Source organism: Pseudomonas sp. 7-41 (assembly GCF_021233075.1).
Lineage (GTDB): Bacteria > Pseudomonadota > Gammaproteobacteria > Pseudomonadales > Pseudomonadaceae > Aquipseudomonas > Aquipseudomonas veronii.
The window spans coordinates 4059727-4073033 of the sequence record NZ_CP089551.1 but is presented as its reverse complement, the minus strand read 5'-3'; the positions used below and the strand labels follow the sequence as shown (position 1 = coordinate 4073033).

The 13307-nt window shown below is 63.2% G+C and carries 11 protein-coding genes and 1 pseudogene; 4 read left to right on the top strand and 8 right to left on the bottom strand.

Translation table 11 applies throughout. From position 1 onward, the window contains the following. Positions 1-17 precede the first annotated feature (17 nt). A complete protein-coding gene (locus LQ249_RS18125) occupies positions 18-1526 on the bottom strand; it encodes an MFS transporter (RefSeq protein WP_232565736.1) in 1509 nt (502 codons plus the stop codon). Positions 1527-1676: 150 nt separating this feature from the next. On the opposite strand from LQ249_RS18125, the gene LQ249_RS18120 reads away from it, so the two are divergent. Beyond that, the gene (locus LQ249_RS18120) at positions 1677-2549 is read left to right on the top strand and encodes a LysR family transcriptional regulator (RefSeq protein WP_046383104.1); all 873 of its coding nucleotides are present in this window, start codon (positions 1677-1679) and stop codon (positions 2547-2549) included. Positions 2550-2553: 4 nt separating this feature from the next. Here LQ249_RS18120 and dhaL read toward each other — a convergent pair whose 3' ends face one another. From dhaL to LQ249_RS18085, 7 genes are all read right to left on the bottom strand, one after another. Beyond that, on the bottom strand, positions 2554-3198 hold the full coding sequence (gene dhaL / locus LQ249_RS18115) for a dihydroxyacetone kinase subunit DhaL (protein WP_017846664.1): 645 nt from the start codon (positions 3196-3198) through the stop codon (positions 2554-2556). Between the two features lie 3 nt (positions 3199-3201). Beyond that, positions 3202-4203: a dihydroxyacetone kinase subunit DhaK gene (locus LQ249_RS18110; protein WP_046383105.1), complete on the bottom strand. Its 1002-nt coding sequence runs from the start codon at positions 4201-4203 to the stop codon at positions 3202-3204. 56 nt (positions 4204-4259) lie between these two features. Further along, positions 4260-5375 (bottom strand): MDR/zinc-dependent alcohol dehydrogenase-like family protein, encoded by a 1116-nt coding sequence (locus LQ249_RS18105; RefSeq protein ID WP_046383106.1) that lies wholly within the window; start codon positions 5373-5375, stop codon positions 4260-4262. A gap of 27 nt (positions 5376-5402) precedes the next feature. After that, positions 5403-6158 carry an SDR family oxidoreductase gene (locus LQ249_RS18100; RefSeq protein ID WP_057005443.1) on the bottom strand — a complete coding sequence of 252 codons (756 nt, stop codon included), beginning with the start codon at positions 6156-6158 and terminating at the stop codon, positions 5403-5405. Between the two features lie 160 nt (positions 6159-6318). Then, positions 6319-7326: a substrate-binding domain-containing protein gene (locus tag LQ249_RS18095; protein ID WP_017846660.1), complete on the bottom strand. Its 1008-nt coding sequence runs from the start codon at positions 7324-7326 to the stop codon at positions 6319-6321. Positions 7327-7363: 37 nt separating this feature from the next. Beyond that, entirely contained in the window at positions 7364-8350 is a 987-nt protein-coding gene (locus LQ249_RS18090; RefSeq protein ID WP_017846659.1) for an ABC transporter permease, read from the bottom strand. Next, positions 8347-9834, bottom strand: coding sequence for a sugar ABC transporter ATP-binding protein (locus LQ249_RS18085; protein WP_046383108.1), 1488 nt, complete (start codon positions 9832-9834; stop codon positions 8347-8349). Before LQ249_RS18085 ends, LQ249_RS18090 begins: the two co-directional genes overlap by 4 nt. A 283-nt stretch (positions 9835-10117) precedes the next feature. Here LQ249_RS18085 and rpiB point away from each other — a divergent pair, with 283 nt between their 5' ends. From rpiB to LQ249_RS18070, 3 genes and pseudogenes are all read left to right on the top strand, one after another. Then, a complete protein-coding gene (rpiB, locus tag LQ249_RS18080; protein WP_017846657.1) occupies positions 10118-10579 on the top strand; it encodes a ribose 5-phosphate isomerase B in 462 nt (153 codons plus the stop codon). A gap of 63 nt (positions 10580-10642) precedes the next feature. Continuing rightward, positions 10643-11623: a sugar-binding transcriptional regulator gene (locus LQ249_RS18075; protein WP_017846656.1), complete on the top strand. Its 981-nt coding sequence runs from the start codon at positions 10643-10645 to the stop codon at positions 11621-11623. Positions 11624-12010: 387 nt separating this feature from the next. Beyond that, positions 12011-13306 (top strand): annotated as a pseudogene (locus LQ249_RS18070) (TerC family protein); the annotation flags it as partial. Position 13307 lies beyond the last annotated feature (1 nt).

Below are 13307 nucleotides of genomic sequence, written 5' to 3'. Positions count from 1 at the left end.
GCTTGCCCCTCCCACATTTAGTTCGGTGTGGGTATCGGCTTGCGCATCAGCCTCCCCACCACCAGCGCTCCGAGCAATCCCAATAACCCTGCCACCCACAACACCCCGCTGAACCCGTCCACAAACGCCTGCCGCGCCAGCGGTTGCAGCCTCACCCGCGCCGCCTCGGGCACCAGGTTCAGCGCCGCCGGCATATCACCCGCCACCACCCGCGAAGCGATTCCCGCCACCTGCGCCTGCCATTGCGGGTCGATACTTGCGCGCAACAACTGTTCGCTGTGGCTGCTCAGCAGTGCCCCATATACGCCGATGGCCAACATGATCGCGCTGAAGCGCATGGTGGTGCTCATGCCCGAGGCCATCCCCGCACGCTCCCGTGGCACGCAGGCCATGATGTTTTTCTGCGTATCGCCGTTGAGCAAACCGGCACCGGCCCCGGTGACTGCAATCGCCAGGGCGAAGGGCAGGTAGCCGCCGACATTCAGCGCCCAGGCGCTCAACAGGTTGCCGCAGCCGACGAGGGTCAAACCGCTGGCCATCATGGTCGCCGGCGCCAAGCGTTGCGCCAGGCGTGCGCCGATCCGTGGGCCAATCAGCATTGTCAGCGCGAACGGCAGCATGCCCAGGCCCGAGGCAATCGCCGAAAAGCCCAGGCCGTTCTGCAGGTAAAACGGCAGCAACGTCATCATCACCTGGGCGCAGCCGGCGTAGGCGAACATGCCCAGCAGGGCGCCGATAAAGCGCGGGTGACGGAACAGTTGCAGGTCGACTATCGGCCGCTGCTGCAGCCGCTCGACCAGCACGAACACGCCCAGGAGCAACCCGCCACCGAGCAGGCGCGCGTAGGTCAGCGGGTTGTCCCAGCCGATGCGGTTGGCCTCGATCAACCCCCAGATCAAACACAGCAGGCTGGCGCTGAATGCCAGGCTGCCCCACGGGTCGAGCCGCGCAGCCAGGGTATCGCGGGACTCGGGGATGGCGTGCAGCACCAGCGCCATCAACCCCAGGCCCACCGGCAGGTTGAGGTAGAAAATCCAGCGCCAGCCCAGGTACTCGGTGATCAAGCCGCCGAGGGTCGGTGCGGCGGTCATTGCCACGCCCATGCACGCGCCCCAGAACGCCCAGGCCTTGGCCCGCTCCACTTCGTCGTGGAAGGTGTGGCCAATGGAGGCGAGCGCCGAGGTGAGCAGCAGCGCGGCGCCGACGCCTTTGACGGCGCGCGCGATATCCAGCCACAGCGCGCTGGGCGCGGCGCCGCAGCCGAGGGAGGCGAGGATGAAAATACCCAGGCCCCAGATCAGGCTCCTCTTGCGGCCGAAGCGGTCGGCGACGCTGCCGGCGGGCAACAACAGCGCGGCGAAGGCGAGCATATAGGCGCTGACCACCCACTCGATATCCGCGAAGTTGGCCCCCAGGTCGCGGGCGATACTCGGCAGGGTGACGGCGACGATATTGGTGTCGAGCACAATCAGCGAGCAGACGCCGGAAGCGGTCAGCAGTGTCAGGCGTGGACTGACCCGGCTCATGCTGTAATTACCCTACAGGCAATATGGAAAAGACAGTTGACGGACATCGCAAGGGCTCTCTACTGTTGAAGTACCTTGAGCTTATCCCCGCACGCTGCTGCCTTTGTTAGCCACGGCGAAGCACTTCATTACCTTTGAGCTAATCCTCGTATGGACATCCGCCATTTTCGCTACTTCCTGGCCGTGGCCCGACAGCGCAACTTCACTCGCGCCGCCGAGCAGTTGGGCATCGCCCCGCCGACCTTGAGCCGGCAGATCCAGGACATGGAAACCAGCCTGGGCACGCGCTTGTTTATCCGTCAGCAGCGCGAAGTCAGCCTGACCGAAGCCGGCGCCGCGCTGTTGGTCGAGGCCGAAGCCACCGTGCGTCAATTCGAATTTGCCCAGCGCAGTGCCCAGCGTGCCGGGCGTGGCGAGACCGGCCACATCGAATTGGGCTACGTGGCTTCGGCGGTGTATTCCGGGTTGTTGCAGCGACAAATGCACGGGTTCAGCCAGGCGTTTCCCGACGTCAGCGTGAACGTGCGCGAATGTGCGATGGCGACCTTGCCCGGCGCGGTGGCGGATGGGCGCTACGACATAGGCTACATCCGTTCGCCGATGACGTTGCCCGACGGCGTGGAGGCGGTACGCCTGCACCGCGAAGGTTTCGTGCTGGCGCTGCCCCAGGATTCCTGGTTACTGGGCTTGAAGGGCATCGGTTGCGAGCATCTGCAAAACGAGACGTTTATCCTGCCGGAGCAGATCAGCGGCACGTTGCACGTCGCCGCCCAAGGCGGTTATGCGCCGCGCCTGGGGCCGCAGCCGGGCGGGTTGGTCGCGGTGGTGGCATTGGTGTCGTTGGGGCAGGGCGTGGCCGTGGTGCCGGCGTCGGTGGTCGGGCATGTGAGTCTGCCGGGCGTGGTCTATCGCAGTATCCAGGGCAGTGAGGCGGCGTCGTGGCTGTCGTTGATTCACCGGCGCTTCGAGCAAGCGCCGGCGGTGGCGCGGTATATCCAGCAGGTCAAGCAAGCGCCAGCCTGAGGCGTTACACCAGCCGCGGCTGCACGGAATCGGCCAGGCGGGTGAGGATCAGGCAGCACGACACCGCGCCGGCATCCAGCACGCCCAGTGAGCGTTCGCCCAGGCGGCTGGCGCGGCCGATCTTGGCCACCAGGTCCTTGGTCGAGTCGCGCCCCTGTGAGGCGGCGGTTTTCATCGCGTCGAGCGCATCGCCGAAGGACGCCCCCTGCGCATGGGCCCGCTCGAACGCTTCGACCGCCGGGATCAAGGTGTCCATCAGGCACTTGTCACCCACGCCGGCCTCGGTGATGTCCTGCAACGAGGTCAGGCCGCCGCGCAGCAGGTGGGCGAAGGTGGCCGCGTCGATGTCTTCGCAGCCGCGCACTTCATCGGCCATGCCGATAAACAGGCTGCCGTACAACGGCCCCATGGAGCCGCCGATGCCTTCCATCAGGCTCAGGGTCAGTTCGTCCAGGGCTTCGGCCAGGCTCAGTTGGCGGCCTTCGATCGCGCGCCCGCAATGGGCGAAGCCCTTGGCCATGTTGATGCCGTGGTCGCCGTCGCCAATCGCGCCGTCGATTTCGCTGAGGTACTCACGGTTGGCCACGATCACGCTGACCAGGTCGGCGACGATGGCGCTGCCGTCGCGGGTGGAAAAATGCTCGCTCATGGTTCACTCCGCCTGGGTCATGCCGATGGAACGGCAGGGTTGGTCGATCAGGGTTTTCAGCTCGGTGTCGAGGCCGAGCAGGGTCAGGGTCACGCCCATCATTTCCAGGGACGTGAAGTAGTTGCCCACGTAGCAACGGTGGATTTTCAAACCCTTGGCGGTGAGTTGGCGTTCCACCTCGGCGTAGAAAATATACAGCTCCATCACCGGCGTGGCGCCGAGGCCGGAGACCAGCACCACCACGCTGTCGTCCTGGCTGAAGTCGCGGTCGGCGAGGATCGGCGCGAGCATGCGCTCGGCCATGGCGGCGGCGGGTTCGATCGGGATGACTTCGATGCCCGGTTCGCCGTGATGGCCGATGCCCAGTTCCATCTGGCCGTCCGCAATCTCGAAGTTCGGCTTGCCCACGGCGGCAATGGTGCAGGGGGTGAGGCCGATGCCGATCGAGCGGCAGTGGTCGACGGCTTTCTGGGCGACGCGGATCACACCGTCCAGGTCGTAGTGCTGGGCAGCGGCGGCACCGCCGATCTTCCACATGAAGATTTCCCCGGCCACGCCGCGCCGCTTGGCGATCTCGGCCTTGGGCGCGGACGCCACGTCGTCGTTGGCGACCACGGTGCGGATACGCATGTCTTTGCTGGCGGCCATTTTCATCGCCAGCTTCACGTTCATGTTGTCGCCGGCATAGTTGCCGTACAGGCAGGCCACGCCAGCGCCGTGGTCGGCGGCGCGGAACGCATCGAAGAAGCTCTTGGCGGTGGGCGAGGAAAAAATCTCGCCGACGGCCACGGCGTCGACCAGGCCGGGGCCGACGTAGCCGAGGAAAGCCGGCTCATGGCCCGAGCCGCCGCCGGTGACGATGCCGACGCGGCCTTGGCCCGACGGTTTGGCTTTGACGATGACCCGTGGATTGGTTTCGTACTGGCGCAATTGCGGATGCGCGACCAGGATGCCGCGCAGCATGTCCTCGACCACGTGGTCCGGATCGTTGATGACTCGATTCATAACGCGGGTTCCTGTGTTCTTGTTTTAAGGGGTCACAGCTGTTTAGTGTGGTGTGCTTAGGGTTCGAGGACGACCTTGAGTGATTTGTCGCCTCGTTCCATCACCGCAAACGCTTCCTTGAAGTCCGCCAGGGCGAACTTGTGGGTCACCACGTCACGCATGTCGATCTTGCGGTTGCCGATAAAGTCGATGGCGCGCGGGTACATGTACGGCCCCAGGTGCGAGCCGAGGATGTCCAGTTCCTTGCGGTCGCCGATGATCGACCAATCCACCGTGGCCTCGTCGTTGAACACGCTGAACTCAACGAAACGCCCGAGTTTGCGCAGCATCGCCAGGCCCTGGTTGACGGCCTTGTGATGACCGGTGGCTTCGATATAGATGTCGCAGCCGTAGCCGTCGGTGATTGCGCGGATCTTCGCCAGCACGTCCACCTCGGCCGGGTTCCACACTTCGTCGGCGCCCATGCGCAGGGCGAGGGCGGCGCGTTCGGGTTTCATGTCGAGCACGATCAGCTTTTTCGGATTGCGCATGCGTACCGCGCCGATGATCCCCAGGCCCAGCGTACCGGCGCCGGCGACCACCACCACGTCGTCGAAATCCACATTGGCGCGCTCCGCCGCGTGCAGCGAGCAGGCCAGCGGTTCGATCAGGATCGCCTCGTCCGGCGCAATCGAGTCCGGCACCTTATGGATGATGCCTTCCTTGGTGAAGATCATGTACTGCGCCATGGCGCCCTGCACATTGTTCTGGAAGCCATACAGGTCGTGTTTCTGGCACATCCAGTACTGGCCGTGGTTGCAGAAACGGCAACCCCAGCACGGCACGATCTGTTCCGAGATCACCCGGTCGCCGACCTTCACCCCGCGCTTTTCCGCGCCGGGGCCGAGGGCTACCACGCGGCAGACGAATTCGTGGCCGGGGATCATCGGCGGCTTGACGTAGCGCGGTTGCTCGGCGTCGCCCCAGAACGACGGGGCGCCGCGATAGGTCTTGATGTCGCCCATGCAAATGCCGCACAGCTCGACCTTGGTGAGGATTTCATCGGGGCCGGGGGTGGGCACGTCGACGGTTTCCAGGCGATAGTCTTCCGGGCCATGGCAGACCACGGCCTGCATGGTTTTCGGGATGATCGGGGTGAGTTGCTCGGGCGTGCGTTCGGTAACGGTGGACATGACAAAACCTCACGACAAATAGATGAATTATTGAATGCTGTAGCCGCCGTCGATCACCATGTTGGCGCCGGTGATCATTTGTGCCGCGTCGCTGAGCAGGTACAACGCCAGCCCGGCGATTTCTTCCGGCTGGGCAAAGCGGCCCGCCGGGATCTGCAATTTGGCCCGTTCGCCGACTTCGCCGGCCCAGGCCTGCTTGCCCAGCGCGGTCTCGACGATGGTGGGGGAGATGGCGTTGACGTTGATCTGTGGCGCCCATTCCATGGCCAATACCTTGGTCATGCCGACGATGGCCGCTTTGCTCGCGCAATACGCGACATGCCGGTCCAGGCCGATCACCGCGGCCTGGGAGGCCAGGTTGACGATGCGCCCGCCGCCCTGGGCGAGCATGTGCCGGGCGCAGGCCTGGGCGACGAAGAAGCTGGCCTTGAGGTTGATGTCGAGGGTGGTGTCCCAGGCGCTTTCGCTGACGTCGATGGCCTTGTCCAGCAAGGCCACGCCGGCGCTGTTGATCAGGTAATCGAGGCGTTGGAAGTGGGCGAAAACCCGGTCGACGCTGTGTTGCACCTGGTCGATCTGGCTGAGGTCGACGGCAATGCCCAGATGCTCGGCGCCGAGGCTGGCGGCCACGGCCACCACCGCCGGGTCGCGGTCCAGCAGCGCCACCCGCGCGCCGCGTTCGACCAGCAGGCTGGCGCAGGCCAGGCCGATGCCGGCGGCACCGCCGGTGATCACCGCGCAACGGCCGGTGAGGTCGAAGGCTTGGTTCCAGAATCCAGACATGAATGACTCCTCTTTTAATAGCACTGGAGATTCAATGTGGGAGGGGGCTTGCCCCCGATGGCGGTGTGTCAGTCACCTGATCTATCACTGGTGCACCGCTATCGGGGGCAAGCCCCCTCCCACATTTGCTCCCACACTTGAGTGTGTTTTAAGCCAGTAGTTACTTGCCGCCGCTGACTTGTTGGTACAGCGCGTCGGCATTGGCGTTGGTCACCGGCACCCACGGCAGGATGTAGGTCTTGGCGGTGCCGTCGGCCCATTTCACGTCCTTGGCATAACGTTCCCAGATCACCGATTGCGGTTTGTAGTCCTTGCCGGCGAGGGCGCGTAATGCCACGTCCAATGCGCCTTGGGACTGGGCCTGGGCGTCCTGGAGGAAGGTGGTGACTTCGTCTTTCTTCGCCGCCTGGATCGCATCCGGCATGCCGTCGATCGAGGTGACGGGCACGTCCTTGGAGGTCAGTCCGTGGGACTTCAGGGCCTGCACAGCGCCCAGGGCCATGTCGTCGTTCTGCGCGATCACGCCGTTGATGCCTTTGGGGTGGGCGTTGAGCCAGTCTTCAGTCAGCGCCAGGGCCTGGGCGCGGTCCCAGTTGGCGGTTTTTTTCTCGATGATCTTGATGCCGGGGTGTTTGCCCAGCACTTCCAGCTCGCCTTTTTCCCGGTCGATCTGCGCCGACTGGCCAATCGGGCCCTGGATGATCACCACATTACCCTTGCCGTTGAGCTTGTCGACCATGGCCTGGGCCTGCAGGCGGCCGCCTTCGACGTCGTCGTTGCCCACATACGGCACGGCGGCGTCGGCCACTTTGGTGTTGGAGGCGATCACCACCACGTCGTTGCTCATGGCCTGCTTCACGCTGCCGACGCCGGCCTTGGTGTCGATGGGCACGAACAGGATCGCGTCGTAGTGCTGGGTCACCATGTTTTCGATCTGGTTGTTCTGCGTCAGGGCGTCGTAATTGCCGTCGAACACGGTCAATTGCACGGTGCCGTCCTTGACCGCCGGGTGTTCCTTGAGCTCGCGGACCCAGTTCTGCATGAACTGGCCCTTGAGGCCGTAGACGGCTGCGCCGACCTTGTAGGTCTTGCCGTCGGCGGCCACGGCGATACTGCTGGCGAGCAGGGAGAGGGCCGCCACGGCGGCCAAGGTGGTACCAAGTTTCATGAGGGGAACTCCGTTATTGTTGTAGTTGGGTCGTTCTCTAGCGTTTTTTCTTGCGCCACACGTCGATCAGTACTGCGAACACGATGATCAGGCCCTTGGCGACCTGCTGGTAATAGGACGACACGCCGAGCAGGTTCAGCCCGTTGTTGATCACGCCGATCAACAGCGCGCCGAACAGCGTGCCGACAATGCTGCCGGTGCCGCCCGACAAGCTGGTGCCGCCGATCACCACGGCGGCAATCGCGTCCAGCTCATAGGACACCCCAGCCTGGGGCAGGGCGGAAGTGGTGCGCGCCGACAACACCACGCCGGCCAGCCCGGCGAGCAGGCCCGAGACCACGTACACCGAAAACATCACCTTGCGCACGCCGATGCCGGAGGTGCGCGCGCTCTTTTCATTGCCGCCCACCGCGTACACATAGCGGCCGTAAGTGGTGTAGCGCAGCACCATCCAGAAGATCAGCGCGACCACGGCAAAGATGATGATGGGGATGCCGATCGGGCCGATCTTGCCGATGCCCAGCGCCAGGTAGGCATCCGGCAGGTCGGTGATCGGGCTGCCGTCGTTGAGGATGAAGGTCATGCCGCGCGCAATGCTGAGCATGCCGAGGGTGGCCACGAACGGCGGGATCGACAGGTTGGCGACCATGAAGCCATTCACCACGCCGAGCATCGCCCCGGCGAACATCCCGGCGCTCACCGCCGCCAGCAGGCCGTAACCCTGGGTCGCGACCATCGCGCTGCACAGCCCGGCAAACGCGAGGATCGAACCCACGGACAGGTCGATGCCCTTGGTCAGGATCACGTAGGTCATGCCCACGGCGAGGATGCCGTTGATGGAGGTCTGGCGCAGGATGTCCATCCAGTTGCGCCAGGTCATGAAGTATTCGCTGGAAAACGCCATCACCACGCACAGCAGGATAAACACCAGCGGCAGGCCGAAGCGGTCGAGGGACAGGCGCAGGCGGTTGCGCGGCGCGGCGGTGATGGAGGTGGCTGGGGTGGACAGGGTTTTGGCATTCATGAGGCAAGACTCAACAAGGCTTCCTGGGAAAGGGCGGTGTCGGTGCTGATGGTCACCAGCCGGCCGCCTTTGAATACGGCGATGCGATCGCTCAAGTGCAGCAGTTCCGGGGCTTCCGACGACACCACGATGGCGGCGCCGCCGGCACGCACGAACTGGTCGAGCAGGTGGTAGATCTCCTGCTTGGCGCCTTCGTCGATGCCGCGAGTGGGCTCGTCGCACAGCAGGCACACCGGTTCGGTCGACAGGCATTTGGCGAGCACGACTTTCTGCTGGTTGCCGCCGCTCATGGAGGCCACCGGCAGTTCCAGGGAGGCGGTCTTGATCTGCAGGCGCTTGACCATGTCCTGGGCCAAGCGGGTTTCCTTGCGCGCGTTGATCAGCGACCAACTCGACAGGCGTTTGTAGGCCGACAGGGCGATGTTCGACAGAATGCTGCCGGTCAGCACCAGGCCGCTGTCTTTGCGGTCTTCGGTGACCAGCGACATGCCGGCGTCGATGGTTGCCTTGGGCTGCCCGATCGGCATGGGCTTGCCTTGCAGGGTGACGTTGCCGGAATCGGCCACCGTCAGCCCGTAGATGCAATTGAGGAACTCGCTGCGCCCCGAACCCATCAGGCCATAGATGCCAAGGATCTCACCCTGGCGCAGTTGCAGGCTGATGTCGTGGAACTCGCCTTTACGGCTCAGATTGTCGACCTGCAGGCAGGTGGCGGCGGCGCATTCGCGGCCGACCTTGTGGTCGATGCGCGTCAGTTCCTGGCCGACGATGCCGCGCACCAAATGGTCGCGGTCGATATCTGCCATGCGCCCGCTTTCCACGAAGGCGCCGTCGCGGAAGATGCTGTAGTCATCGGCGATCTGCGCCAGTTCGCTCAAGCGGTGCGATACATACACGATGCCGGCGCCACGGGCGGTGAGGCGGCGGATCGCCTTGAACAGGGTCTGCGCTTCGTGCTCGCCGATGGCTGAGGTGGGTTCGTCCATGATCATCACCTGGCAGTCATGGCTGAACGCCTTGGCGATTTCCACCAGTTGGATCTGCGCCACGCTGAGGCGGTGCATCGGGCTGCTGGCGTCGACGTCGAACTCCAGGCTTTCGAGCAGCTCGCGGGTGCGCCGGTTCAGGGCCTTGTTGTCGACGATGCAGCCGGCGCGGCGTGGTTCTCGGCCCAGCCAGATATTTTCGGCGACGGTCATGTAGGGGATGGGTTCCAGCTCTTGAGTGATCATTGCGATCCCCGATGCCAGGGCTTCACTCGGGCGGTTGAACTGCACCGCTGTGCCGTTGAGCAGGATGGTGCCGGCGTCGCGCGGGGTGATGCCCATCAGGATGCTCAGGAACGTCGACTTGCCCGCGCCATTACCGCCGCACAGGGCGTGGACGCTGCCGGCACGCAGAGAGAGGCGCCCGTCACGCAGGGCAGGGATACCGGCGTAAGCCTTGGCGACGTGTTCAGCCTGGAGCAGTAATGGCGTGGCCATCGGCGTGTCCTCGTGCTGTGAATTCTTATTAGGTCGCACAGTCATGTTTCGCTGTGAGCATATGTGTATCAAATGAAATTCTGATCAGTCAATCTCTTTCATGTAAAAGCTGGGATTCTGATGTTTTTCGCCAATAACGCCTTTCTAGACCGCTTTGACTGCCGGGTCAGTTAAATCATGCTTGACAGAGAGGGGGTGATGCCCGCGAAATGACTGAACGATATTTCACTGAGTGATCATCTGATCAGTCATAAGTACGACCTCGGCAGCGGAGCCAGACGCCATGAACACACCTTTCCCGGTGGCTATCGGATGCGATGAAGCGGGTTTTGAGCTCAAAGAGCTGTTAAAGCGCCATATCGAGACGCTGGGCTACCCGGTGACCGACTTCGGCACCCATTCCACCGCGCCGGTGCTCTATCCGGACATCGCGCTGGCCGTGGCCAATGCCATCAATGCCGGGCAGCAGCGCCTGGGCGTGCTGGTATGCGGCACCGGGATCGGCATGGCCATCTCGGCGAACAAGGTGTTGGGGATTCGCGCGGCGCAGGCCCATGACACGTACTCGGCGGAGCGCGCGCGCAAGAGCAACGATGCGCAGATCCTGTCCATCGGCGCACGGGTGATCGGCGCCGAGCTGGCCAAGAGCATCGTCACTGCGTTCCTGGCCTCGGAGTTCGAGGCGGCGCGTTCCGGGGCCAAGGTCGCGCGCATCAATGCGATCGAGCGCGATGGGCATCAGTAGTGGACGTGGCGGGGCAAGAGTCGGGAGAATGTGCCTTTGACGCCGAAACGGAAGCCCGTCCCCATGAGTGACAGTAGCCAGCGCATTGCCAGCGATATCGATCAGATGACCGAAGTGGCGATGCTCTATTACCTCGAAAACGTCACTCAGGAAGCCATTGCCAAGCGCTTTGACCTGTCGCGGGCAAAAGTCAGCCGCCTGCTCAAACGTGCGCGCGATGAAGGCATTGTCGAAGTGCGTGTGTTGCAGCACCCGGCGATGAACAATGAGCTGGAACGCGCCTTGGTGGAGCGCTTCAAGCTCGACCGTGCCCTGATCGCCGTCGACCACAGCGACCCCGACACCCAGCGCTCGGCCGTCGCCAGCCTGGTGGCCAATTACCTGAACAAGACTTTGAGCGACGGCATGATCGTCGCCGTGGGCATGGGCCGTAACGTTGGCGCGGTGGCCGATAACGTGTTCCTGCCGGTGACGCGCAATTGCACATTTGTCTGCGCCATCGGCGGTTCGCTCAAGGCTGGCGAATACATGAACCCCGACCATATCTGCCGGCGCCTGGCCCTGCGCTTTGGCGGCGAGAGTGAAAGCCTGTACGCGCCGGCCCTGGTGGCCAACCCGGAACTGCGCGGCGTGCTGATCAATAACGACACGGTGCGCTCGACCCTCGATCGGGCGCGGCGTGCCGACATTGCGCTGATCGGCATCGGCGACATGAGCGAGAACAGCAACATGGTACGCATGGGCTGGTTCTCGCCCCAGGAGATTGCCCAGGCGCGGTTGTCCGGCACGGTGGGCGACATGATGGGGTATGACTTTATCGATATCCACGGGCAGCCGGCGGTCAACGCCATCCAGGGGCGGGTGATCGGGCTGACGGTGCAGGAGTTGTTCCGGATTCCGGATGTGGTGGCGATTGCCAGCGAGAACACCAAGGCGGCGGCCACGTTGGGGGCGTTGCGGTCGGGGGTGATCAACACCCTTGCGACCACCGTCACTAATGCTCATACCATATTGGCGCTGGATGAAGCGACCCGTAAAGCCTGACACGCCACAGGTCAAGGTGTGGGAGGGCGGTGCGACGATTTGACTTGCTTCCGATAGTGGTTTTTCAGTTACTCATATGCTGGCTGATACACCGTCATCGGGGGCAAGCCCCCTCCCACATGGGGTGTTAGGGGGGGGGGGGGACAGGTTTTGTAATGGTTTTGTGTTGTAGGGAATTTGTATTTCGAATGTAGGATTGAGGTCCTTTTGTTATTTCAGGACTTGCATGAACGCCCTTTCGGAGCCCCCCAGTCGTCTTTCTCCAAGACAACCGCTGTTGCTGTTCCCGCTGAAGCACCCCGTATTCCAATGGTTAACCCTTTCCCGGTCCCCTGACCGCGCTTTGCCGTGCCCGGCATTCTGAACACCGATAAAGAGACTCTATAAATGGAATGGTTAGCGGACCCTACGGCCTGGCTTGGCCTGTTGACGTTGATTGTGTTGGAACTGGTGCTGGGCATCGACAACCTGGTGTTTATCGCGATCCTGGCGGACAAGTTGCCGCCGGAGCAGCGCGACCGTGCGCGGTTGATCGGCTTGTCCCTGGCCTTGCTGATGCGCCTGGGCTTGCTGGCGAGTATTTCCTGGTTGGTGACCCTCACCCAGCCGTTGTTCGAGGTGTTCGACAAGAGCTTCTCCGGGCGTGACCTGATCATGCTGTTCGGCGGTGTGTTCCTGTTGTTCAAGGCCACCATGGAATTGCATGAACGCCTTGAAGGCCATGTGGCGCAACGCTCGGGCAATGTGGCTTATGCGATGTTCTGGCCGATCGTCGCGCAGATCGTGGTGCTCGACGCGGTGTTCTCCCTCGACGCGGTGATTACCGCCGTGGGCATGGTCGATGAGTTGGCGGTGATGATGATCGCGGTGATTATTTCCATCGGCCTGATGATCGTCGCGAGCAAGCCGCTGACCCGCTTCGTCAACGCGCACCCGACGGTGATCATGCTGTGCCTGGGCTTCTTGATGATGATCGGTTTTGCCCTGACCGCCGAAGGCCTGGGCTTCCACATTCCGAAAGGCTACCTGTATGCGGCGATTGGTTTCTCGATTCTGATCGAGGTGTTCAACCAGATTGCCCGGGCCCGGCGCAAGAAGTCGGCGCAAGGCGTGTTGCCCGTGCGTGAGCGCACCGCCCATGCGGTGATGCGCTTGCTCGGCGGTCGCAGTCTGGCGCAGGAAGAGCTGGGCGAAGAGGTGGCTGACCTGCTGGGTGAGCCGGATGTGACTCAGGGCCCGCTGTTCGACCGACGTGAGCGCGTAATGATCAGCGGCGTGCTGCAACTGGCCGCGCGGCCGATCCGCAGCTTGATGACGCCACGGGCCAAGGTCGACTTTATCGATTTGGCGGACGATCGCGATACTATCCGCCTGAAACTGATGCGTTCGTCCTACTCGCGCCTGCCGTTGATCCGCAACGGTGCTGTCGATGAGCCATTAGGTTTTGTGCATAAGAAGGAATTGCTCAAGGATTACCTGGCCGGCAACGAACCGGACCTTGAGCAACTGGCGCGCCGGGCGATCAACTTGCTGGCGAGTTGCTCGATCCTCAACGCCCTGGAACAGATGCGCCAGGCCTCGACCCACATCGCCTTCGTGATCAACGAGTGCGGTGAGTTCATCGGCGTGTTGAGCATGACCGATATTCTTGAGTCCATTGCCGGCGAGTTGCCGGACGCCACGG